Raw genomic sequence first — 24,139 nt, 5'->3', positions numbered from 1 at the left:
CCGATGCCGGGGCATTCATGCCAAACCTACGGACATATTTCCTGGCAATAACCTGTACATGCATACAGATAAATCTTGCCTGCACGCCCTGTCTTGCGCATCCTAGTCGCCATCAACCTCGATGAAGCGTTCACGGCCATGCGCCTTTTTCTCTGTGAAAAGCCCTCTCAGGCAAAAGACATCGCCAAGGTACTGGGTGCCAACCGCAAGGCCGACGGCTGCTGGCAAGGCACCGATGTCTGCGTCACCTGGTGTATCGGCCACCTGCTCGAAACCGCACCGCCCGACAGTTATGACGCACGCTACAAGCGCTGGTCGCTCGATGATCTGCCGATCATTCCGGAAAAATGGAAAATGCTGGTCAAGCCCAAGACCGCCAGCCAGTTCAAGGCGGTCAAGCGTCTGCTCGGCGAGGCCCGGGAGCTGGTGATCGCCACCGATGCCGACCGTGAAGGCGAGATGATCGCTCGCGAACTGGTCGAGCATTGCCGCTACCGCGGGCCGATCCAGCGGCTGTGGCTCTCCGCGCTCGATGACGCCTCGATCCGCAAGGCGCTGGCCCGCCTGCTCCCCGGCAGCGAAACCTTCAGCCTCTATCACTCGGCCCTTGGTCGCTCGCGGGCCGACTGGTTGATCGGCATGAACATGAGCCGCCTGTTCACCCTGCTTGGTCGCCAGTCCGGTTATCAAGGCGTGCTGCCGGTAGGAAGGGTACAGACACCGACACTGCGCCTGGTGGTCGACCGCGACCGCAGCATCGCCGACTTCGTACCAGTTCCCTACTGGGCGATCGAGGTGCAGCTGGCGCATTCGGACCAGGTCTTCAACGCCCAATGGCGTGCACCACAAGACACCTGCGACGACCAGGGCCGCTGCGTCAACCAGGCACTCGCCCAGCAGGCCGCCACCCAGATGCAGGCCGCAGGCAGCGCACAGGTGCTCAAGGTACAGACCGAGCGTGTGCGCGAGGCCGCACCCTTGCCTTTCGACCTCGGTACCCTGCAGGAGCTGTGCTCCAAGAAATTCGGCCTTGGCGCCCAGGAAACCCTCGACATCGCCCAAGCGCTCTACGAAACCCACAAGCTGATCACCTACCCGCGCAGCGACTGTGGTTACCTGCCGCTCAGCCAGCACGCCGAGGCGCCCGCCGTGCTCGCCGCCCTGCAACGCGCCGACACGAGCCTCGCCCCCTTGCAGGCGCATCTGGAGCCACACCGCCGCTCTCGCGCCTGGAACGACGCCAAGGTCAGCGCCCACCACGGCATCATCCCCACCGCCGCCGCCAGCGATCCTGCGCGCCTGCCACCCAAGTACAAAGCGGTCTATACCCTGATCCGGGCGCGCTACCTGGCGCAGTTCCTGCCCAATCACGAGTACGACCGCACCCAGGCCGAACTGGACTGTGCCGGACACGCCCTGCGTGCAGTGGGCAAGCAGATCGTCGAACCCGGTTGGCGCCGCGCCCTGCCCGAGGCACTGACCCCAACCAAGGGACGCGAAGCGCCACCCGCGCAAGTCTTGCCGCAACTGCGCGAAGGCGACGACTGCAGGGTCCAGGACCTGCAGCTGAAAGACCTGTGGACCCAGCCGCCGAAGCCGTTCACCGAGGGCGATCTGATCAAGGCGATGAAGAACGTCGCCAAGCTGGTGGACGACCCGCAGCTCAAGCAGAAACTCAAGGAAACCACCGGCATCGGCACCGAAGCGACCCGGGCCAGCATCATCCAGGGCCTGCTCGACCGCGGCTACCTGGTCAAGAACGGCAAGGCGCTGTCCGCCACCCCGGCGGCCTTCAGCCTGATCGACGCCGTGCCACGGGCCATCGCCGACCCCGGCACCACTGCGATCTGGGAACAGGCACTGGACATGGTTCAAAGCGGCGAAATGAGCCTGGAAGAGTTCGTCACCCGGCAGTCGGCCTGGATGGGCAAGCTGGTGCAACGCTGCGCGGGAATGCGCCTGACCATCAGCGGCCCGCCCCTCGCTGCCGGCGGCAAAGGTGCACCCTGGAAGAAAAAACGCCGCAGCAGCGGTAAAGGCAAAACCGCCGGCAGCAAAGCAGCGCCCCGTGCAAGCAAATCCACACGACGCCCTTCGGGCAAATCTACCTGACGATCGGCAGTGGCGACATGACGATCACATCCTGACGTGTGTCGCCGCCTCGTCAACGCTCGTCTTGTACAGCAGACAACCCCTGAGCCCCATCACCCGCTCCGCGCAGGCCCCCATGCAAGCATTACTGCAAGAAATCCTCGACCAGGTCCGCCCGCTGCTCAGCCAGGGCCAGGTCGCCCAGTACATCCCCGCCCTCGCCCAGGTCGACCCGCAACAACTCGGCATCGCCGTGCAGAGCCTGGACGGCCAGCTGCATTGCGCAGGCGATGCCCATACGCCCTTCTCGATCCAGAGCATCTCCAAGGTCTTCAGCCTGGTCCAGGCGATCAACCACAGTGGCGAGGATATCTGGACGCGCCTGGGCTACGAGCCCTCCGGGCAGGCGTTCAACTCGCTGGTTCAGCTGGAGGTGGAGAAAGGTCGCCCACGCAATCCTTTCATCAATGCCGGTGCGCTGGTGATCTGCGACATCAACCAGTCGCGCTATGCCACCCCGCCCTTGTCGATGCGCGACTTCGTCCGTCGCCTGGCAGCCAACCCACGTATCGTCAGTGACCCGGTCGTAGCCGACTCCGAGTACCAGCACCGCGCCCGCAACGCCGCCATGGCCTACCTGATGCAGGCGTTCGGCAACTTCCACAACGATGTCGATGCGGTGCTGCGCAGCTACTTCCATCATTGTGCGCTGTCGATGAATTGCGTCGATGTCGCCCGTGGCTTTGCCTTCCTGGCCAACAGCGGCTACTGCCCACACAGCGGCGAGCACGTGCTCAGCCCGCGCCAGGCGCAACAGGTGAATGCGATCATGGCCACCAGTGGGCTGTACGACGAGGCGGGTAACTTCGCCTATCGCGTAGGCCTGCCGGGCAAAAGCGGTGTGGGCGGCGGCATTGTCGCGGTAGTGCCGGGGCGCTACAGCATCTGCGTGTGGTCGCCTGCACTGAACGCCTCAGGTAACTCGCTGGCGGGGCTGCGGGCACTGGAGCTGCTCAGCGAGCGGATCACCGGCTCGGTGTTTTCCGCGGTGCTGTAGGCCTGACGCTTCAATCGCAGCGCACCTTGAAAAACAAACCCCACCAGGGAGGTCCCGGGTGGGGTTTGTTTTACTACAACGACCCGTAGCCGGGCTGACCTGATGTCAGAAGAAGTTGTAGGTGTAGCTCACGATCAGGCGGTTTTCGTCCTGGTCACGCTGGCCCGATACGTCGGTACGCAGCGCAGCGTTACGCCACTGCAGGCCCAGGCCCTTGAAGGTGCCTTCCTGAACGACGTAGGCCAGGCTGAAGTCACGCTCCCACTCCGAACGGTCCGAGCCCGCCGAGTTGACGTTGGTGCCCTTCAGGTAGATGGCGTTGGCGGTCAGGCCTGGTACGCCGAGAGCGGCGAAGTCGTAGGCGTACTGCGCCAGCCAGGTGCGCTCGCCGGCACGCAGGAACTTGCCGATCTGCACGTCGGTGATCAGGTAGGCACTTGCACCGTCGCCCTGGTTCAGGAACGGGAAGTCGCTGGTGCCGTTGACACGCTGGTAACCGGCGCTCAGTGCGTGGCTGCCCAGCGAGTAGGTGAACTTGGCGCTCCAGGTGCGGTTGTCCACTTCACCGTTGTTCTGGTAGCCCGATGCGCGATAGCCAGCCAGGCGGCCTTCGGTGCTGGCGTTCTTGCCATCGGAATCGCTGTAGAAGTAACGCAGGTCGGACTTCAACGAACCCACTGGCAGTGCCAGGTTGTGGGTCAGGCCCAGGAAGTGCTGTTTGTAGAAGTCGTCCAGGTTGCCGTAGTAGTACTGCAGCAGCAGGTCCTTGCTCAGCTTGTAGTCGGCACCGGCGTAGTAGAAGGCGTTGCTGCGACGGTTGGAGGTGGCGGTGGCCGGGTTGCCGTTGGAGCCAGCAATGGTCAGCGACTCCATGTTGGTACTGTTACGGCCCTTGGCATGCTCGAGCTTGCCGCCGATCAGGGTCAGGTTGTCGATCTCGTTGGAGGTGATCTGGCCACCCTCAAACGTTTGCGGCAACAGACGACCGTCGTTGTAGGTGACTACTGGCAGCTTGGGCTGCAGTACACCGAGCTTGGCTTCGGTCTTGGAGATCTTGACCTTGCCGGTTACGCCCAGGCTGCTGAAGTCGTCAACGGCGCGGCCATCGGAATCGGTCGGGAACACAGTACCGCCCTTGGCGGTGCTGGTCGGGTTGTAGTGGGTACCCTTGCCCGAATCCAGACGGAAGCCGGTCAGGCCGATGGCGTCTACACCAAAGCCAACGGTGCCCTGGGTGTAGCCGGAAGTGAAGTTGAAGATGAAGCCTTGGCCCCACTCTTCCTGCTTCGACGGGTTGGCAGTGCCATTGCGGTTGTCGGAATTGATGTAGAAGTTGCGCGCAGTGACCGAAGCCTTGCTGTCTTCCACGAAACCTGCCGCCTGCGCCCCCAGCGACAGGCTGGCCAGTGCAACGGCCACTGGCAGTGTGCATTTGTACATGTGTGCTCCTTTCTAGCTTTTCTTATAGGCCTCTCGCTGAACGCGAGGGCCGAGTTTCGATACGTTTGAACGTCACGCGTTATTACTTTAACAACAATCGAAAAAGATTTTTATTCGATTGTGCTATAGGAACCGAATGCTAGCAAAAAACCACTATCGGCAGGGAGAAAGGTTTCAGTTCCATGACCTCAGGCAGGGCTTTTACAGATACGCTTGGACGCTACAGCACACCGCTGTTTCGGCTGCTTAGCAAAAAGGATGATGACATGCTGCGAATATTGGGTAAGGCGAGTTCCATCAACGTGCGCAAGGTGCTGTGGACTTGCGCCGAAATCGACCTTCCATTCCACCGCGAAGACTGGGGTTCAGGTTTCCAGCCCACCCAAACCGCTGAATTCCTGGTCCTGAACCCCAATGCCATGGTCCCGGTAATCCAGGACGGCGGCCTTACGCTATGGGAGTCCAATACCATCATCCGCTATCTCGCCAACCGCTATGGGCAAGCGGCAGGGATATACCCGGCCGACGCAGTGGCCAGAGCGCTTGTCGATCAATGGATCGACTGGCAGGCCAGCGATCTCAATCGCTCCTGGAGCTACGCCTTCATGGCGCTGGTCAGGCAGTCAGCTGCGCATCAGGATGAACAGGCGCTCAATGCCAGCCTCGGCGAATGGTCGCGACATATGCAGATCCTCGACCAACAGTTGGCAAAGACTGGCGCCTATGTTGCCGGCAAGGCGTTCTCCCTGGCAGACATTCCAATCGGGTTGTCGGTAAACCGCTGGTTCGAGACACCGTTCGAGCACCCGCACCTGCCTGCAGTGGCTGACTACTACGCGCGCCTGAGCGAGCGGGAAGGCTATCGACTGCACGGCAGAAACGGAACGCCCTGAGCGAGCAATAAAATTATTTTGCATATTAGAATATGCAAAAAATGAATTTCCATCATTTACAGCTGGCCGTTAGATTCTAAGAAGAAGCCCGGCCAGCTCGTTTTCTTCTAAACCGCTCAACGCCAGGCAACCTTGTCCCAGCAAAGGAACCCAGCAATGAGCGTCGAAATCCTCGGCATGATCACCGCCTCGCCCGGCTCGGAGGTCGACCAGCCCACGGGAGATGCGGTCGATCCGGACTACGTGCGTCGCTTCGCCCAAGCCCATGAGGCGGCCGGTTTCGACCGCATCCTGGTCGGCTATTTCTCCAACGGGCCGGAAGGCGCAGTGGTCAGTTCGTTCGCCGTCGCTGCCACCGAACGCCTGGGTATCCTGCTCGCGTACCGCCCAGGGGTGATCAGCCCGCCCCTGGCAGCGCGGCAACTGGCGACCCTCGACCAGTTCAGCAAGGGCCGTCTGGCGCTGAACGTGGTCAGCGGTGGCAATGACCAGGACCTGCAGCGCGATGGCGATTTTCTCGACCACGATCACCGCTATGCGCGCACCGGCGAATACCTCGATGCCCTGAAGGCAATCTGGACCGCCGAACAACCGGTGGACTTCGCCGGCGACTTCTACCGTTTCAACGCTGCCTCGCCCGCCGTACGGACCGTGCAGCGCCCGCATATCCCGATCTACTTCAGTGGTTCATCGGATGCCGCGGTGCGGGTCGCAGCGCAACATGCCGACACCTACATGCTCTGGGGCGAACCCCTGGCCGCCGTCGCCGAGCATATCGCCAAGGTCCGCCAGGCCGCCGCTGTGCAACAGCGCGCCCCGCGCTTCTCGGTGTCGTTCCGCCCCATCGTCGCCGATACCGAGGAGGCCGCCTGGCAGCGCGCCGCCGAGATCCTCGAGCAGGTCCGCGATGCACGCCAGAAACTCGGTTTGCCGCTGCACGACCACCAGCCCGAGAACGTCGGGTCGCAGCGCCTGCTGGCCGCTGCGCAACAGGGCGAAGTGCTCGATCAACGCCTGTGGATGGGCGTTGCCCGTCTGACTGGTGCGCGCTGGAACTCCACCGCGCTGGTCGGCACCCCCGAGCAGGTCGCCCAGGCGTTGGGCGAGTACTACAAGCTCGGCGTGTCGACTTTCCTGATCCGCGGCTTCGACCCATTGAACGACACCATCGAATACGGCAAGACCCTGATCCCCGCCATCCATCACCAGATCGAACGCCTGGATACGCGCCAGGCCAGCTGAGGAAACCCCATGAAACTGTCCCACCTGATCCGAGTCACCCTCGCCGGCCTGTTCCTTGGTACCCCGCTGGCGCAGGCCATCGCCGCCGAGCAGGTCACCCTGCGCATCGGCGACCAGAACTACTACAACGTGCGCGCATCGCTGGAAGCCTCCGGGGCCCTCAAGGATGCGCCCTACAAGGTCGAGTTCAAGCACTTCCAGTCGGCCGCACCGGTGGCCGAAGGGCTGGAGGCCGGTGGCCTGGACATCGGCTTTCTCGGCGACTCGGGCTTTCTGTTCCTGGCTGCCAAAGGGGCGCCCGTCAAGCTGATCGGCGTCTCACGGCAGAACCTCGACACCATCGCCCTGCTGGTGCCCAAGGACTCCCCCGCCAAGACCATTGCCGACCTCAAGGGCAAGAAGGTCGCCTACTGGCCCGGCGCCTGGAGCCAGCAGTTGACCTTGCGCGCACTGGACAAGGCCGGCCTGCCGCATGACTACGTCGAGTTCGTCAAACTGATGCCAATCGATGCCGCCGCCGCGCTGCCGCAGGGCAGCATCGATGCCTTCCCGGTATGGGAACCCTACATCTCGCAACAGATCGTGTTCTCCGGCGCGCGCAAGCTGGTCACCGCCCAGGGCCTGATGCCTGGCCTGAGCAGCATCGCGGCGCGCAACGATTCGATCGACAGCAAGCACGCCGCCATCGAGGACTTCCTGGGCCGCCTGCAAAAAGCCCGGGCCTGGGTCGGTGAGCACAAGGAAGCCTATGCCGACCTCTGGGCCAAGAAAGCCAACCTCGACCAGAGCGTCTCGCGTCACTGGATCGGCCAGGCCGACATGAGCGTGGGCCCGGTCGATGCGCAGGCGGCGAAGGACTACCAGGATACTGCCGACTTCCTTGTGCAGACCGGCACGCTGCCCAAGCCCCTGGACACTCGCGCGATCATCGACACGTCGTTCGAAGGCGCGTTCAGCCAGTAAGCTGCCGGGCGCATGAAAGATCAAGCCGCCAGCCGCACCGCATTGCGCCCGCCAGCCTTGGCCAGGTACAAGGCGGCGTCGGCCTTGGCGATCAGCCGTGCCGGGGTGTCATCCTCCCCCGGCACACCGCACCAGAGCCCGACGCTGAAGCACAGCTCGATCTCCAGCCCGGCGAAGCGCGCCGGGTTCCTCGCCATGGCTTCGCGCAGACCGTTCAACGCCGCCAGGGCGCCCTCGCCCTCAGTTCGCGGCAACAACAGCAGGAATTCCTCGCCGCCGTAGCGCCCCAGGCTGTCGCCTTCGCGCAGCCGCTGCTGCAACTGGCGCACGCAGTGGCAAAGAACCTCGTCCCCCGCCAGATGGCCGTGCACATCGTTGATACGCTTGAAATGGTCAATATCGATCATCGCCACAGCCAAGCTGTACTGCGCCGCGCGCGCCTGCTCCAGCTCGAACTCGAAACGTTCGAGGATGGCGCGCCGGTTACCCGTGCCGGTCAGCACATCGTGTCCGGCAAGGTGCTGCAAGCGCGATTCGCTGCGCTCCTTGGCCATCAACACCAGGCCAATGGAATACATCATCACCGTGGCCGTACCGATCGCTACGGACACCGTCTGCTTGAGGTTGCTGGTGTCGTAGCGCATCTCCTGCGCCGTGCCTGCCAGCACGGCAACCACCCGCATGCCCAGCCCCACCAGGCTGATGCCGGCACCGATCACCAGCAGCAGGTGTGCCCGGCCCTTGTGCAGGGCCCGTTGACGGGCCCAGTAGAGAATCAACACGCATTGCAACATCAGCACCAGGGCCGCCAGCAGCATGCGCGGCTCCACCGTCTCGAGCAGCGAGATCAAGCCCAGCAGCATCAACAGCGGAATGGCGAAGATCGGCCGCCACGGCACGGGGCGCTCGCGCACCCGGAACAGGCTCGCCGAATAGAACGCCAACGCCAATGACAGCAGGCTGTTGGCCAAGACATAGCTCACCCACAGAGGCGCATGGCCGAACAACGTGTAACAGACATAGGCCAAGGCATGGGCCAACAGTCCACAGCCGGTCAGCAGCAGGTTGTCGCCTCGATTGAACTGCCCGACCAGCAACAGACAGAAAGCCAGGATCGTCGCCACCAGCGCGACCGCAGCGAACAGCGTAGGAGTATGGGCGATCATCATGATTCACCGTGTGGCAGATGGCCGTCTTGATCGCGGCCTGCCTGACAGTCTAGGAGCCGTGCAGGCCCGCGACCATGACCCAACGGGACAGAACAGCAGCCCGCAGACACGCCGCCTATCCCTGGCGCGGTAATATTTGGTGCCACTTTGAAACCAAATGAATCCTCACCGGTCTCAGCAGTTGTCCCGTAAACCGTTGCGGATCAAGGATTTCCATCGCCATGCCACGCCTTGCCAGTTTTTCGCTGATCGCCGCTGTCGTGCTGCTCGCCGGTTGCCACAGCCATCGTCACCATGATGACGATGGCTGGCGTGACGGCGACCGCGATCGTCACCGTCATCATCACCGCGATGATCGCGATGACGACGATCGCCGCTACCGTGACCGTTATTACCGCTGAAGCGTCTCTCCAATCCCTGTCCGCCGCACGCCTGCGGCATCCAATCCTGATGATTCCTTCGAGGTTCATGAAATCATGCGTCTGACTCTGCCTTCCCTCGCCCTGGGCCTGCTGCTGTGCCAGGGAGCGTTCGCCGGTGACGGTACCGCAGCCATTGGTGGCGGCCTGGGTGGCGCCTTGGGCAACGTCGTCGGCAAGCAGATCGGCGGCAGCACGGGCGCCGCCATCGGCGCAGGCCTGGGTGGCGCAGCCGGCAGCGCCGTTGGCGCACGCAAGGGCAACCGCACCGAAGCGGCCATCGGCGGTGGCCTGGGTTCGGCCGGCGGCTCGCTGGTGGGCGCCAAACTGGGCGGCAGCAATGGCTCGACCATCGGCGCAGGGCTTGGCGGCGCGGCTGGTGGTGCGATCGGCAACCACCTGGGCGACAAGAACAAGAAGCACCGTCGCCACTGATTGACGCACGCCTGCAGGAGCAACTGCCCTGCAGGAGCGACTGTCTTGTTCAAAATCTAAAGGCCAGCCCGCTCCCACAGGGATTGGGCTGGTCTCTAGATTGTGAACAAGACGCTCAGCCGTCTTTCAGCCCAGACGGTGCCACTCGCGCTTGTCCCGGCTCAGCAATTCATTGCCGGCCTCGGGCCCATCCTCCCCCGCCTCGTACTCGTGCACTTCGCCACCACTGGCCCAGGCGTCGAGGAAAGGCTGTACCGCACGCCAACCATTCTCGATATTGTCGGCCCGCTGGAACAACGTCTGGTCACCGGTCAGGCAGTCGTAGATCAAGGTTTCGTAACCGGTCGCCGGGGTCATCTTGAAGAAGTCCTTGTAGGCAAAACCCAGCTCGACGTTCTCCATCACCAGTTCAGGCCCGGGGCGTTTGGCCTGTAGATCGAACCACATGCCTTCATTGGGCTGAATCTGAATCTTCAGGTAGTTGGGCTTGGGCCGCTCCAGCTCCGACTCGCGAAACTGCGCGTAAGGTGCAGGCTTGAAGCAGATGGCGATTTCGGTGTCGCGCACGCTCATGCGCTTGCCGGTGCGCAGGTAGAACGGCACGCCCGCCCAGCGCCAGTTGTCGATCATCACCTTCAGCGCGACGTAGGTTTCGGTGCTGCTGTGCGGGTCGACATTGGGCTCCTGGCGATAACCGGCCAGCCGCTTGCGGCCCTGCTTGCCCGCCACGTACTGCCCCCGCACCGAGTTCTTCAGCGCCATTTTCTGCGACCATGGGCGGATGGCACCGATCACCTTGGCTTTCTCGCCCCTGACAGCGTCAGCGCCGAAGGCCGCCGGTGGCTCCATGGCGACCATCGCCAGCAACTGGAACAGGTGGTTGGGCACCATGTCACGCAAGGCACCGGTATTGTCGTAGAACGCGCCACGCGTCTCGACCCCGACGGTCTCGGCGGCGGTGATCTGCACGTGATCGATGTAGTGGTTGTTCCAGAACGATTCGAACAGGCCATTGGAGAAGCGGCTGACCAGAATGTTCTGCACCGTTTCCTTGCCCAGGTAATGGTCGATGCGATAGATCTGCCGCTCGCTCATCACTTTGAGCAGGCAAGCGTTGAGCGCCTCGGCGCTGGCAAGATCGGTACCGAATGGCTTTTCCACCACCACCCGGCGAAAGCCGCCCGCAGACTCGTCGAGCAGGCCGGCCTCGCCCAGGCGCTGGGCCACCTCAGGAAAGAAACGCGGCGAAGTGGCCAGGTAGAAGATGGCGTTGCCGTGACGGGTCTTGGCGATGCGCTTGCCGATCTCGGCATAGGTCGCAGGGTCCAGGAAGTCGCCGGTCTGGTAGTCCAGACGCTTGGCCAGGCGCGACCACAGCCCTTCGTCCAGGCACTTGCCTGCGCCCTCGCCGCCCTTGTCGCGCTCGATCATGAAGTCGTGCAGGCGCTCGGCGAACTGCTCGGCACTGGCCTGGTTATGATCGACCCCGACAATCCGCAGGTTGCGGTCCAGCAAACCGTCACGGCTGAGGTTGTACAGCGCCGGCATCAGCAGACGCTTGACCAGGTCGCCATTGGCGCCGAACAGGAACAGCGTGCAAGGCGGCGCGGCGGGAATCGTCTGTTTGCTCATGAACCCTTCTTCTCGACATGGCCACCGAAGCCCAGGCGCATGGCAGACAACACCTTGTCGCCGAAGGTGCCTTGCTGCTGGCGTGAGCGGAAACGGGCAAACAACGCGCTGGACAACACCGGCACCGGTACCGCCTGCTCGACTGCAGCATCGATGGTCCAGCGCCCTTCACCACTGTCGGACACCGAACCGCTGAACTGGGCCAGTTGCGGATCAGCGACCAGCGCATCGGCGGTGAGGTCGAGCAGCCACGAAGTGACCACACTGCCGCGCCGCCAGACTTCGGCGATCTCCGCCACGTTCAGGTCGAAACGCTGGTCCTCGGGCAACTCGGTGCCGCCCTTGCTGCGCAGCAGGTCGAAACCTTCGGCATAAGCCTGCATCAAGCCGTACTCGATACCGTTGTGCACCATCTTCACATAGTGCCCGGCACCGGGCGGGCCGGCGTGAATGTAGCCATGCTCGGCACGCCCATGCTCACCCGTGCGGCCCTGGGTGCGCGCAATGTCACCCACGCCCGGCGCCAGCGCCTTGAACAGCGGTTCCAGCCGTTCGAACACGTCCTTTTCGCCGCCGATCATCATGCAATAGCCCCGCTCCAGGCCCCAGACCCCACCGGACGTGCCTACGTCCAGATAATGCAGACCACGCGTTGACAGCTGGGCGGCGCGGCGCATGTCATCCTTGTAGAAGGTGTTGCCGCCATCGATGATCGCATCGCCTGGCTCGAGCAGCTCGGCGAGCTGGGTGATGGTCTGCTCGGTAGGCTCGCCCGCCGGCAGCATGATCCACACCGCCCGTGGCGCCTTGAGTTTCTGTACCAGCGCGCCGAGGTCATGGGCGCCCAGGGCGCCCTCGCTGCTCAGAGCGCTGACGGCATCACGGTTGCGATCGTGTACCACGGTCTGGTGGCCTGCGCGCATCAGCCGTCTTGCGATATTGCCGCCCATGCGGCCCAGCCCGACGATTCCCAGTTGCATGTGCCGATGCTCCCCTTGCGAAAATGGATGACGAACGCGATTCAGGTGTTCAGGTTAGTCCAGCGTACCGCACGAGGGTTCACCGACGAACGGCGTGACCACCATAAACAAAAAAGTTCCCAAGGACAGGGAAAGAATTCAGAATGCGCGCCGCACGAAGCGTCTACGCTTGTTATTGTCACCAGCCAAACTGCGAGGTGTTCTCTTGGGTACCTACATGCCTGCCACTCCCCCCCAGACCCTCTATGTCACTGTGCGACGCGACGAATTGCGCCAACTGAAGGACGAGCGCGATCAACTGCGCCAGCAGGTAGCCGAGCTGAACCTGTTGCTCGAACAGGCCCGCCTGGGCAGCAAGGCTGCCGGCCTCTGACCTTTCGCCGCGCCGCGCTCTGCGTGCGCGGCGCCCTGCCGCCCCCCTCATCACGAAAAATGCCTTCAATGGAAGTCGCCTCTCTATAAGGTCTGTCTCAGGCCACCTGGATCGCGAGCTCCCCCCCAAAGCCGGCAAACGCGCCGTTGCCGCAGCTCCAGTGCGCCAACGTTTGCGCGGATCAACGGTCATGCAAATTGTGACCAGCGGGTCATCCTTCCTACCTTTCGTCCCCTACACTGCGGATTCGGCCCGTGTTTTGCTCCGCAACCAGTGACGCAATCAAGTCGAACTTTCCAAAACACGGGTAGGTCAGGAAGTAAGTAGGCCACGCAAAGGGACTTCCTCACGCGTCAGCCCGCCCACCCCACACTTTCCAGGCGCCTGTTCGGCCGGAATGCCGCTCGCGCTGTGCCTGCGCGCACGACCATGGGGCAAGGACTGCACTACGAAGATGCTGAAAGCCAAAGCGAGAACAGATACGAGATAAACGTAACGGGTGCCACCACCCGCATGAACAAGGGACGGAGAGAAGTATGATCAGTGCCGCTGTCGAGCCTCACGCAGAATCATTCAACCTGGAAAATCGCGAGCCTGTTGCACCTGGCTTCGCCACGGCAGGCAAGGCACCCGCTACCACGCGCCGCAATAATCCGCACAAGCGCAAGGTGCTGTTCGTCACCTCCGAAATCGCCGACCTGGTCAAGACCGGCGGCCTGGGCGATGTCTCCGCAGCCCTGCCCAGGGCGCTGTCACACCTGCACGATGTGCGGGTCTTGATTCCGGGTTATCCGCAGGTGGTCGACAGCGACAACCCCATTCACATCGTCGGCGAAATCGGTGGCCATGCTGCGCTTCCGCCATGCAAGATCGGGCGCATGGACCTGCCGGATGGCCTGGTCATCTACGTGCTGATCTGCCCCGAGTTGTACGAGCGCGAAGGCACCCCATACGGTGCCAACAATGGCCGTGACTGGCCCGACAACCATATCCGTTTCGCCCGCCTGGGCCTGGCCGCCGCAGAGATCGCCGCAGGCGACGCAATGGCGCACTGGCGCCCCGATCTGGTGCACGCCCATGACTGGCCAGCCGGTCTGGCACCTGCCTACATGCACTGGCGCGGTCTGAATACGCCGACCTTGTTCACCATCCACAACCTCGCGTACCAGGGTGTCTACAGCCGAGGCTGCAGCCCGGAGCTGGCCATTCCCGACCATGCCATGCAGCAGGAAGGCATGGAATTCTACGGCAAGCTGTCATTCCTCAAGGCCGGGCTTGCCTACTCGAGCCACATCACCACGGTCAGTGCCACCTACGCCCGGGAGATCACCACGCCCGAGTTCGGCTGCGGCCTCGACGGTTTTCTTGCAAGCAAGGCCCAGCAAGGCCTGCTGGGCGGCATCCCCAATGGCATCGACGAGAGCTGGGATTCGGCCACCGACTCGCACCTGGTGCACAACTTCAGCATCAACGACTGGGAAGGCAAGGCACGCAATGCCGAGCAGGTCCGCGAGCTGTTCGGCCTGGAGCCGTCCGAAGGGCCCCTGTTCGCCGTGGTCTCGCGCCTGGTCTATCAGAAAGGCCTGGACCTGACGCTGAGCGTGGCCGACGACATCGTCCGCCAGGGCGGGCAAATCGCGATCATCGGCCGTGGCGAGCCGGAGGAAGAACAGGCCATGCGCGATCTGGCCCTGCGCCATCCGGGCCGCATCGGCGTGCGCATCGGCTTCAATGAAACCGATGCGCGGCGCATGTTCGCCGGCAGCGATTTTCTGCTGATGCCCTCGCGCTACGAGCCGTGCGGCTTGAGCCAGATGTACGCACAGCGTTTCGGCTCACTGCCGGTGGCGCGCAACACCGGCGGTCTGGCCGACACCATCGAAGATGGCGTCACGGGTTTCCTGTTCAACGAATCGAGCCCCGAGAGCTACCGCGAAGCCCTGAACCGCGCCTTCTACGTACACGGCAAGAAAGATCTGCTCAACGCCATGCGGTGCCTGTCGATGACTCAACCTTTCAACTGGTGCCAGGCGGTCGAACCCTACGCGCGCCTTTATGAGGAACTGGTCTGCCAGGCACATGGCCGCCACTACTGAACGAGGGCTACGAAGATGCACAGGCATGGCGCACAGCAACTGGACGCCACGTCGACGCGCTTCGCCCTCTGGGCGCCGGATGCGCGCAACGTGAGCGTGGAAATCGAGCGGCAGCCGTCTGTCGAGCTGCTGCCCGAAGAGGATGGCTGGTTTATCGGCATCGCCCCCTGCCAGGCGGGTGATCGCTACCATTTCAGGATCGACGGCCACCTGCAGGTGGCCGACCCGGCGTCGCGCTACCAGCCTGACGGCGTGCACGGCCCCAGTGAAGTCGTCGATCCCCAGCGTTACGGCTGGAAGCACCCCTGGCGAGGCCGCCCATGGCACGAGGCGGTGATCCAGGAACTGCACGTGGGCCTGCTAGGTGGCTACGTCGGCGTTTCCCAGCACCTGCCACGCCTGGCGGAACTGGGCATCACCGCCATCGAGCTGATGCCGATCAACCAGTTCCCGGGCGAGCGTAACTGGGGCTACGACGGTGCCCTGCCCTTCGCTCCACACAATGTCTACGGCAGCCCGGAGCAATTGTGCGCACTCATCGACCAGGCCCATGGCCACGGGCTGATGGTGATGCTCGATGTGGTCTACAACCACTTTGGCCCTGACGGCAATTACCTGCCGCAGTACGCCAGCCGGTTCTTCCGCGCAGACCGTCAGACGCCCTGGGGCGCCGCCATCGACTTTCGCCGTGCAGAAGTGCGCGAGTTCTTCATCCAGAACGCCCTGATGTGGCTGTGCGACTACCGCTTCGATGGCCTGCGCCTGGACGCCGTGCACGCCATCGACCAACCGGACTTTCTCGTCGAACTGGCCCGCCGCGTACGCGCCGCTGTCGAGCCGGGCCGCGAAGTGTGGCTGGTGCTGGAGAACGAACACAACCAAGCGGCGCTGCTCGAGCAAGGCTTCGACGCGCAGTGGAACGATGACGGCCACAACGCCCTGCACGTGCTGCTCACGGGCGAGACCGAAGGCTACTACGCCGACTACAAGCACCGTCCGATCGAACAACTGGCCCGCTGCCTGAGCGAAGGCTTCGTGTTTCAGGGCGAGCCCAACCGCCATGGCACACCCCGTGGCGAGCCCAGCGCTCACCTGCCACCGAGTGCCTTCGTACTGTTCTTGCAGAACCACGACCAGATCGGCAACCGCGCCCTGGGCGAGCGTCTCGGTCGGCTGTGTCCGCCCCAGGCGTTGCGGGCCGCCACCGGCCTGCTGCTGTTGGCGCCAATGATCCCGCTACTGTTCATGGGTGACGAAGAAGGCAGTTGCCAGCCGTTCCTGTTCTTCACCGATTTCCACGATGAACTGGCCGACGCCGTGCGCGAAGGTCGGCGCGGCGAGTTCGCTCACTTCGCAGCCTTCGCCGACCCCGAGAAGCGCGCGCACATACCTGACCCCAACGCCCTGCAGACCTTCGAAGCCTCACGCCCGGTCAACACACACGTGCTCGCTGGCTGGCACGGCCTTTATCACCAACTGCTGCACATCCGCCATCGCGAGATCGTCCCGCGCCTGGTGGGCAGCCGCGCACTGGGCGTCGAAGTGCTCGGCGACAAAGCCCTCAGCGCCCGCTGGCGACTGGGCGACGGCTGCGAGTTGCGCATCGATTTGAACCTTGGCGCATCTGCGCAGCCCATTACTTTGCCAGGCATGGATACACGCCTGTTCGACAGCAGTGACAACGCCCATCCGGACTCCACCCTGGCCGCGTACAGCTGCGTGGTCAGCCTGCTTCCCTCTCGCCTGGAGACGCCATGAGCGAAATGCCCCTGCACCGTCTCGCCGCCCGCGCGGGCCTTTCCCGCGACTGGATAGACGCCAACGATCGTCCCCAGCAGGTATCTGACGAGGCTCTGCGCCGGGTCCTGCAAGGGCTTGGCCATCCGGCCGAGGATGACGCTGCCGTCGCGCGCAGCCTGGCCGCCCTGGAGCAGCTCGACGACAGCGAGCACCTGCCGCCACTGCTCACTGCCGACCTCGGCCAGCCGCTGGCCCTGGCACGCTGGTTCAGCCCAAACAGCCAGGTACGTTGCACCCAGGAAGACGGCAGCGTGCACGCGCTGACCCTCGACCCACTGGCACAGCTGCCCGGCGAACTCCCTATCGGCTACCACCGCCTGGAAATCGACGATCGACAGGTCACCATCGCCGTCGCGCCGCCGCGTTGCCACAGCCTGCAGGACATAAGCGAGCAATCCCCGCCACGTCGCTGGGGCCTGGCCGTGCAACTCTACAGCCTGCGCCGCCCCGGCGACGGTGGCTATGGCGACTGCCTGGCCCTGGAGCAACTGGCGCGCAGTGCGGCAGAACGAGGCGCCGATGCGCTGGCGATCAGCCCGATCCATGCGTTGTCGATGTACGACCAACAGCACTTCAGCCCCTACTCACCGTCCAGCCGCCTGTTGCTCAACACGCTCTACGCCAGCCCCTCGGTACTGCTCGGCGAGCGCGAGGTGCGCATGGCGGCCGAGGCTGCGGGCCTGACCCAGAGCCTCGAAGACCTGGAGCAGACGTCGCTGGTCGACTGGCCGCGCGCGGCCGATGTGCGGCACAAGCTGCTCAAGGCGCTGTATGCAGATTTCAGCCAGAGCGAACATCCCCTGCGCCCGGACTTCGACAGCTTTCGCCTCGCCGCTGGCCAAGCCCTGGAGCACCATTGCCATTTCGAAGTGCTGCAGGCCGAAGCCGTGGAGCAAGGCCTGGGGGCCGACTGGCGCGCCTGGCCAGACGCCTGGCGCAGCCCCGAAGAGCCGGAAGTGCAGGCCATGGCGGCGGCCTATCCGGCGCGGGTGGAGTTTCATGCCTTCTGCCAATGGCTCACCGAGCGCAGCCTGCAACGCGCCCAGGAGGCCGCGCGCAGCAACGGCATGGGCATCGGCTTGATCGCTGACCTGGCGGTGGGTGCCGACGGTGCCGGCAGCCAGGCCTGGAGCCGCCAGGACGAACTGCTGGCCGAACTCAAGGTCGGCGCGCCGCCCGACATCCTCAACCGCTCCGGCCAGGACTGGGGCATCTGCGCCTTCTCGCCCGAGGGCCTCAAGCGCAACGGCTACCGTGCCTTCATCGAAATGCTGCGGGCCAACCTCGCCCACGCCGGCGGCCTGCGCATCGATCACGTGATGGGGCTGCGCCGCCTGTGGCTGATCCCGCGCGGTGCCAAGCCGAGCGAAGGCGCGTACCTGAACTACCCCGTCGAAGACCTGCTGCGCCTGCTGGCACTCGAGTCGGCACGTCATCAGGCCGTGATCCTCGGCGAAGACCTCGGCACCGTACCGCCCGGGCTGCGTGAGCAACTGGCAGACAAGGGTGTGCTGGGGATGCGCGTGCTGCCGTTCGAGCAGACCTCGCCCGGCCACTTCAAGCCGATCCTCGACTGGCCCGATACCGCCCTGGCCACCACCGGCACCCACGACCTCGCCCCGCTGGCCGGTTGGCTGCGAGCACGCGACATCGACTGGAACCACCGCCTGCAACTGATCGACGCCGCCACCGAACTGCACTGGCGGCATGAGCGCGAACAGGAGATTCACGGCCTGCGCCGCAGCCTGGAAGCGAACTATGGCCCTTTGAAGGATAACGACGCCTTGATCGACACCGCCATCCGTTATATCGGCCACACCCGCGCACCGCTCGTGCTGGTCCCGCTCGAAGACCTGCTCGGCAGCGACGAACAACCCAACCTGCCCGGCACCACCGACGGCCACCCCAACTGGCGCCGACGCTTCGCCCTGCCGGTTGCCGAACTGCTCGACGACGAAGATGCCGCACGCCGCCTGGAACTGCTGGCGCAGGCGCGCGAACAAGCCTGGGAGCGCGACCGATGAAACCCTTGACCGCCACCCAGCGCCTGCAATTTCACAGCGACTTCACCCTCGACGATGCCGTGCCACTGGTGCCCTACTTCGCCCGGTTGGGCATCAGCCACCTGTACGCGTCGCCCATACTCAAGGCCCGCGCCGGTTCCCGGCACGGCTACGACGTGGTCGATCCGACTCAGGTCAATCCCGAGCTGGGCGGCGAAGCGGCGCTGCAGCGGCTGGTGGCCGCGCTGCGCCAGCACGGCATGGGGCTGATCCTCGACACCGTGTCCAACCACATGGCCGTGGGCGGTGCCGACAACCCCTGGTGGCAGAGCCTGCTGGCCTGGGGACGGCGCAGCCCCTACGCCGAATTCTTCGATATCCAGTGGCACTCCAGCGACCCGCTGCTGGCCGGCCAGTTGCTGCTGCCGTTCCTGGGCAACGACTACGGTATCGCCCTGCAGAATGGCGAGATTCCGCTGACCTTCGACGCTGAGCAAGGGTTGCTGCAGATCGAGCACTACGAGCACCGTTTCCCGATCTGTCCGCTGGATTACGGACGGATTCTCGACCACAGCGAGGATCCTTCATTGCAGGCGCTGGCCACGCGTTTCAGTGCCCTGAGCGACTGCACCGACCCACTTTCCGAGGCCCTGCCGTTGCAGGCGGAACTGGCCCGCCTGGTACGCACCGGCGCCCACCTTGAACAGGCCCTGGCCGCCTTCGACAGCCGCAGCGAGCCTGGTTTCAAGCGCCTGCATCTGCTGCTCGAACGCCAGACCTACCGCCTGGCCAGTTGGCGCACCGCTGCCGACGACATCAACTGGCGGCGCTTTTTCGATATCAACGAGCTGGGCGGCCTGCGCGTGGAACGGGCCACGGTGTTCGAAGCGACCCACGCCAAGCTGTTCGAGCTGATCGCGCGCGGCCTGGTCGATGGCCTGCGCATCGACCATATCGACGGCCTGGCCGACCCTCGCCGCTACTGCCGCAACCTGCGCCGCCGTGTCGATCACTTGCTGGCCCTGCGTCCGCCAGAAGCGGCACTCGAACATTTCCCGATCTACGTGGAAAAGATCCTCGGTACCGACGAGCACCTGCACCAGGACTGGCTCACCGACGGCACCACCGGCTACGAGTTCATGAACCAGGTCTCGCTGCTGCAACACGACCCGGCCGGCGAAGTACCGTTGACCGAGCTCTGGCACAACGTCAGCGAACGACCGGCGTTCGACGAGGAAGTGCGCATCGCAAGACGCCTGGTGCTCAATGCCAGCCTGGCCGGTGACTGCGAGTCGGTGGCCCAGGCGCTGTTGCAGGTCGCCCGCGACGACCTGATGACCCGGGACCTCACCCTCGGCGCAATCCGCCGTGCCCTGCAGGCGCTGGTCGAGCACTATTCGGTGTACCGCACCTACATCAATGCCTGTGGCCGCCCTGAGCAGGATGAGGCGTTCTTCCAGCGCGCCCTGGAAGGCGCCCGGCAGTCGCTCAGCGAAGCCGACTGGCCATTGCTCGACCACCTCGAACGCTGGCTCGGCGGACAGCCCTGGCGCCAGTTGCCTGTCGGGCGCGCGCGCAAGCACCTGCGCCACGCGTGCGTACGCTTCCAGCAACTGACCGCACCCAGCGCCGCCAAGGCGGTCGAGGACACGGCATTCTACCGCAGCGCACGCCTGCTCTCGCGCAACGACGTGGGCTTCGAGGCCGAGCGGTTCAGCACCACACCTGCGCAGTTCCACAACGAAGCGCAGCGCCGCCTGCGCGACTTCCCGGATAACCTGCTGGCCACTGCCACCCACGACCACAAGCGCGGCGAAGACTGTCGCGCGCGCCTGGCGGTGCTCAGTGAACACAGCCAGTGGCTCGCCAGCCGCGTCGAGCACTGGCGCGAACTGGCCGAGCCGCTGCGTGAAACCCTCGAAGACGGCCTGGCACCGAGCCCCGGCGACGAGTTGCTGCTGTTCCAGACCCTGCTCGCCAGTTGGCCGCTGGAGCTGAGCCGTGATGACCCGCAGGGCCTGGAGCACTTTGCCGAACGTGTACGCCAGTGGCAGCAGAAAGCCCTGCGCGAAGCCAAGCTGCGCAGCAGCTGGGCCGCCCCCAACGAGCGCTACGAACAGGTCTGCGCCCGCTACCTCGATGGCCTCCTGCTCGACAGCGAAAACCAGCAACTGCGTCACTCGCTCGCCGACGCCGTGGCCCGCATCGCCTGCCCGGGCGCCCTCAACGGCCTGGTCCAGTGCCTGCTGCGCATGACCACACCCGGTGTGCCCGACCTGTACCAGGGCAACGAATACTGGGACTTGAGCCTGGTCGACCCGGACAACCGCCGCCCAGTGGACTACCCGGCAAGACGTGCCAGCCTCGACGCCAGCCTGCCCGAGGCCGAACTGCTCGAACACTGGCGCGACGGGCGCATCAAGCAGGCCTTGATCGCCCGCGTGCTGGACCTGCGCCGAGCGCATCCCGAGCTGTTCCTGCGCGGTGCCTACCTGCCGCTCAACGCCCAGGGTCGCCACGCTGACAAGGTGCTGGCCTTCGCCCGACTCGGTGAGGGCGAGCGTGCCATCGTCATCGTGCCGCGGCTGGCCAGCGCCTTGCTGGGCGCAGCCCCGATACCCCTTATCCCGGCACAGAACTGGGACGATACCCGGCTTGTTTTGCCGTTTGCCTTGTCGCCTGCCACTTGCAAGGGACTTTTCGCACACACCGCTGTCAGCACTTCTAGGGAGCTGATGCTGAGCGATGTGCTGTCGGATTTTCCGCTCAACCTGTTGATTGAACATGCATGAATTTCAGGAGCGTCGAAATGAGTGTCGATGAAAAACGGATCCGCGAATTCGCCTACCAGATCTGGGAGTCGGAGGGTAAACCGGTAGGCGAGGAAGAGCGCCACTGGGAGATGGCCCGCAAGCTGGCCGAAGCCGAAGCCCTGGCGCCCAAGGCTGCACCACGCAAGAAGGCCGCAGCCAAGCCCAAGGCACCTGCCGAACCCAAGGCTGCCGCGCTGCCGGCGGGCAAGCCTGTGGTCGAGAAAAAACCACGGGCGCCGCGCAAGCCCGCCGCCGGCTGATACCCGCCTGCGGTTCAACCCAAGACCTGTGGAGCAGCTGCCTTGTTCAAAAGCCAAAGGCCAGCCCCTCCCTTTGAGAACAGCTGTCCTGTAAAAAATCCAAAGGCAAGCCTGTCCCTGTGGGAGCGGGCTTGCCCGCGAACACGGGCGTAGCCCGTGCCAGGCAGCGCGGTGTTTTTTTCGCGGGCAAGTCGCAGCGGCGAACCGCCGCTCCCGCAGCCGAATTCAATTCACCTGGCCAGACGAGGACTGTCATGACCCCACGCACCCCGAAGAAAACCCGTTCCGTCGCGCCAACCCGGATTCGCGAAGGCCTGCCCTTCCCGCTCGGTGCAACCTGGGACGGGCTGGGCGTGAATTTCGCGCTGTTCTCCGCCAACGCTACCAAGGTCGAGCTGTGCATCTTCGACGCGACCGGCGAAAACGAGCTCGAGCGCATCGAGTTGCCCGAATACACCGACGAGATCTACCACGGTTACCTGCCCGACGCGCATCCAGGGCTGGTCTATGGTTATCGCGTGCACGGCCCCTACGAGCCGCAGAACGGTCACCGTTTCAATGCCAACAAGCTGCTGATCGACCCCTACGCCAAGCAACTGGTGGGCGAGCTGAAATGGTCCGAGGCGCTGTTCGGCTACACCCTGGGGCACCCCGACGACGACCTGTCGTTCGATGAACGCGACAGCGCCCCCTTCGTGCCCAAGTGCAAGGTGGTCGACCCGGCCTTTACCTGGGGTCGCGACCAGCGGGTGCAGATTCCCTGGGAGCAGACCGTCATCTACGAAGCCCACGCCCGTGGCATCAGCATGCGCCACCCGGCTGTCCCCGAGCATCTGCGCGGCACCTTCGCAGGGCTTGCCAACGACGAGCTGCTGGGGCACATCAAGGATCTGGGCGTTTCCAGCATCGAGCTGCTGCCCATCCACGCCTTCGTCAACGATCAGCACCTGCTGGACAAGGGCCTGAACAACTACTGGGGCTACAACACCCTGGCCTTCTTCGCCCCCCATCCCAAATACCTGGCCAGTGGCAAGATCGCCGAGTTCAAGGAGATGGTCGCGCACGTCCACGAGAAGGGTCTGGAAGTGATCCTCGATGTGGTCTACAACCACACCGCCGAGGGCAACGAGCGTGGGCCGACCCTGTCGATGCGCGGCATCGACAACGCCTCTTACTACCGCCTGATGCCCGACGACAAGCGCTTCTACATCAACGATTCGGGCACCGGCAACACCCTGGACCTGAGCCACCCGTGCGTGCTGCAACTGGTCACCGACTCACTGCGCTATTGGGCGGGCGAGATGCATGTGGACGGCTTCCGCTTCGACCTGGCGACCATACTGGGCCGCTACCACGACGGTTACAGCGAGCGTCACAGCTTCCTCGTCGCCTGCCGCCAGGACCCGCTGCTGCGCAGCGTCAAGCTGATCGCCGAGCCGTGGGACTGCGGCCCCGGCGGCTACCAGGTGGGCAATTTCGCCCCCGGCTGGGCGGAATGGAACGACCGTTTCCGCGATACGGCACGGGCGTTCTGGAAAGGTGACGAAGGCCAGCTAGCCGATTTCGCTGCCCGCCTGACAGGCTCAGGCGACATGTTCAACAACCGTGGCCGGCGCCCCTACGCCTCGGTCAATTTCATCACCGCCCATGACGGCTTCACCCTGCGCGACCTGGTCTCGTACAACGAGAAGCACAACGAGGACAACGACGAGAACAACCAGGACGGCACCAGCAACAACCTATCCTGGAACTGCGGCGTCGAAGGCCCGACCGACGACCCCGAGATCAAGGCCCTGCGCCTGCGCCAGATGCGCAATTTCTTCGCCACCCTGCTGCTGTCGCAGGGTACGCCGATGATCGTCGCCGGTGACGAGTTCAGCCGCACCCAGCATGGCAACAACAACGCGTACTGCCAGGACAGCGAGATCGGCTGGGTCAATTGGGACCTGGACGACGAAGGCCAGGCGCTGCTGAAGTTCGTCAAGCGCCTTACCCAGCTCAGGTTGCAATACCCGGTGCTGCGCCGCTCGAGCTTCCTGGTCGGCGACTACAACGAAGCGATCGGGGTCAAGGACGTTACCTGGCTCGCCCCTGACGGCAGCGAAATGAGCGTCGAGCAGTGGGAAGACCCCCACGGCCGTTGCCTGGGCATGCTCATCGACGGCCGTGCGCAGGTCAGCGGCATCGCCCGGCCAGGGTCGGAAGCAACGGTGTTGCTGATCGTCAACGCGCACCACGACGTGGTGCCGTTCAAGCTGCCGAGCGTACCGGAGGGCGAGCATTGGAGCTGCCTGATCGATACCGATCGGCCGCAGTTGCGCAAGGCGCAGCACCTGGCGTTCGACAGCCTGTTCGAGGTGCAGGGCCGCTCGATGCTGTTGATGGTGCTGCAACGCGACGAGGAATGATCAGCCGACGATACCCGCCCTCGCCCGCGTGGCAATTGCCGATGGACTGCCCGGCAGCCCATCGG

At 64.2% G+C, this 24,139-nt stretch carries 18 protein-coding genes; 14 read left to right on the top strand and 4 right to left on the bottom strand.

The window, feature by feature from the left end; genetic code table 11:
• Positions 1-138: 138 nt before the first annotated feature.
• Together AB688_RS11825 and glsB are read left to right on the top strand one after the other, a co-directional pair.
• Positions 139-2,112 carry a DNA topoisomerase III gene (locus AB688_RS11825; RefSeq protein ID WP_063546699.1) on the top strand — a complete coding sequence of 658 codons (1,974 nt, stop codon included), beginning with the start codon at positions 139-141 and terminating at the stop codon, positions 2,110-2,112.
• Between the two features lie 115 nt (positions 2,113-2,227).
• Entirely contained in the window at positions 2,228-3,148 is a 921-nt protein-coding gene (gene glsB, locus AB688_RS11820) for a glutaminase B (RefSeq protein WP_054892344.1), read from the top strand.
• 105 nt (positions 3,149-3,253) lie between these two features.
• On the opposite strand, the gene AB688_RS11815 is transcribed toward glsB, so the two are convergent.
• Positions 3,254-4,588 carry an OprD family porin gene (locus tag AB688_RS11815; RefSeq protein ID WP_063544244.1) on the bottom strand — a complete coding sequence of 445 codons (1,335 nt, stop codon included), beginning with the start codon at positions 4,586-4,588 and terminating at the stop codon, positions 3,254-3,256.
• Positions 4,589-4,854: 266 nt separating this feature from the next.
• On the opposite strand from AB688_RS11815, the gene AB688_RS11810 reads away from it, so the two are divergent.
• From AB688_RS11810 to AB688_RS11800, 3 genes are all read left to right on the top strand, one after another.
• Positions 4,855-5,481 carry a glutathione S-transferase family protein gene (locus tag AB688_RS11810; RefSeq protein ID WP_063544242.1) on the top strand — a complete coding sequence of 209 codons (627 nt, stop codon included), beginning with the start codon at positions 4,855-4,857 and terminating at the stop codon, positions 5,479-5,481.
• 177 nt (positions 5,482-5,658) lie between these two features.
• Entirely contained in the window at positions 5,659-6,723 is a 1,065-nt protein-coding gene (locus tag AB688_RS11805) for an LLM class flavin-dependent oxidoreductase (protein WP_112899554.1), read from the top strand.
• 9 nt (positions 6,724-6,732) lie between these two features.
• Complete coding sequence (locus tag AB688_RS11800; protein ID WP_063544238.1) at positions 6,733-7,686, top strand: ABC transporter substrate-binding protein; 954 nt, start codon at positions 6,733-6,735, stop codon at positions 7,684-7,686.
• A 20-nt stretch (positions 7,687-7,706) separates the two neighbouring features.
• Here the strand turns inward: AB688_RS11800 and AB688_RS11795 are convergent, their stop codons facing one another.
• Positions 7,707-8,852, bottom strand: coding sequence for a GGDEF domain-containing protein (locus tag AB688_RS11795; protein WP_063544236.1), 1,146 nt, complete (start codon positions 8,850-8,852; stop codon positions 7,707-7,709).
• Between the two features lie 224 nt (positions 8,853-9,076).
• On the opposite strand from AB688_RS11795, the gene AB688_RS11790 reads away from it, so the two are divergent.
• Both AB688_RS11790 and AB688_RS11785 read left to right on the top strand, forming a co-directional pair.
• Positions 9,077-9,256 carry a hypothetical protein gene (locus tag AB688_RS11790; RefSeq protein WP_054892350.1) on the top strand — a complete coding sequence of 60 codons (180 nt, stop codon included), beginning with the start codon at positions 9,077-9,079 and terminating at the stop codon, positions 9,254-9,256.
• Between the two features lie 75 nt (positions 9,257-9,331).
• Positions 9,332-9,709 (top strand): glycine zipper domain-containing protein, encoded by a 378-nt coding sequence (locus AB688_RS11785; protein WP_054892351.1) that lies wholly within the window; start codon positions 9,332-9,334, stop codon positions 9,707-9,709.
• A gap of 126 nt (positions 9,710-9,835) precedes the next feature.
• Here AB688_RS11785 and zwf read toward each other — a convergent pair whose 3' ends face one another.
• Both zwf and gnd read right to left on the bottom strand, forming a co-directional pair.
• Positions 9,836-11,341 (bottom strand): glucose-6-phosphate dehydrogenase, encoded by a 1,506-nt coding sequence (zwf, locus tag AB688_RS11780; protein WP_063544234.1) that lies wholly within the window; start codon positions 11,339-11,341, stop codon positions 9,836-9,838.
• Positions 11,338-12,366, bottom strand: coding sequence for a phosphogluconate dehydrogenase (NAD(+)-dependent, decarboxylating) (gene gnd / locus AB688_RS11775; RefSeq protein WP_269204109.1), 1,029 nt, complete (start codon positions 12,364-12,366; stop codon positions 11,338-11,340). The genes zwf and gnd overlap by 4 nt, the downstream gene beginning before the upstream one ends.
• 160 nt (positions 12,367-12,526) lie before the next feature.
• On the opposite strand from gnd, the gene AB688_RS27010 reads away from it, so the two are divergent.
• The 7 genes from AB688_RS27010 (at position 12,527) to glgX (ending at position 24,074) form a co-directional block, all read left to right on the top strand.
• Positions 12,527-12,694, top strand: a complete 168-nt coding sequence (locus AB688_RS27010; RefSeq protein WP_226938273.1) for a DUF6026 family protein — start codon at positions 12,527-12,529, stop codon at positions 12,692-12,694.
• 536 nt (positions 12,695-13,230) lie between these two features.
• A complete protein-coding gene (glgA, locus tag AB688_RS11770) occupies positions 13,231-14,790 on the top strand; it encodes a glycogen synthase GlgA (protein ID WP_063544230.1) in 1,560 nt (519 codons plus the stop codon).
• A 15-nt stretch (positions 14,791-14,805) separates the two neighbouring features.
• Entirely contained in the window at positions 14,806-16,548 is a 1,743-nt protein-coding gene (gene treZ / locus AB688_RS11765) for a malto-oligosyltrehalose trehalohydrolase (protein ID WP_063544228.1), read from the top strand.
• Positions 16,545-18,614: a 4-alpha-glucanotransferase gene (gene malQ / locus AB688_RS11760; RefSeq protein WP_063544226.1), complete on the top strand. Its 2,070-nt coding sequence runs from the start codon at positions 16,545-16,547 to the stop codon at positions 18,612-18,614. The genes treZ and malQ overlap by 4 nt, the downstream gene beginning before the upstream one ends.
• Entirely contained in the window at positions 18,611-21,385 is a 2,775-nt protein-coding gene (locus AB688_RS11755; RefSeq protein WP_063544224.1) for a malto-oligosyltrehalose synthase, read from the top strand. Before malQ ends, AB688_RS11755 begins: the two co-directional genes overlap by 4 nt.
• A 17-nt stretch (positions 21,386-21,402) precedes the next feature.
• The gene (locus AB688_RS11750; protein WP_063544221.1) at positions 21,403-21,666 is read left to right on the top strand and encodes a DUF2934 domain-containing protein; all 264 of its coding nucleotides are present in this window, start codon (positions 21,403-21,405) and stop codon (positions 21,664-21,666) included.
• A 254-nt stretch (positions 21,667-21,920) separates the two neighbouring features.
• Complete coding sequence (gene glgX / locus AB688_RS11745; RefSeq protein WP_054892359.1) at positions 21,921-24,074, top strand: glycogen debranching protein GlgX; 2,154 nt, start codon at positions 21,921-21,923, stop codon at positions 24,072-24,074.
• The last annotated feature ends 65 nt before the right edge of the window (positions 24,075-24,139 follow it).

Origin of the sequence: Pseudomonas putida (assembly GCF_001636055.1) — a bacterium.
GTDB classification, from domain to species: domain Bacteria; phylum Pseudomonadota; class Gammaproteobacteria; order Pseudomonadales; family Pseudomonadaceae; genus Aquipseudomonas; species Aquipseudomonas machongensis.
This window is presented reverse-complemented; position numbering and strand designations above follow the sequence as displayed.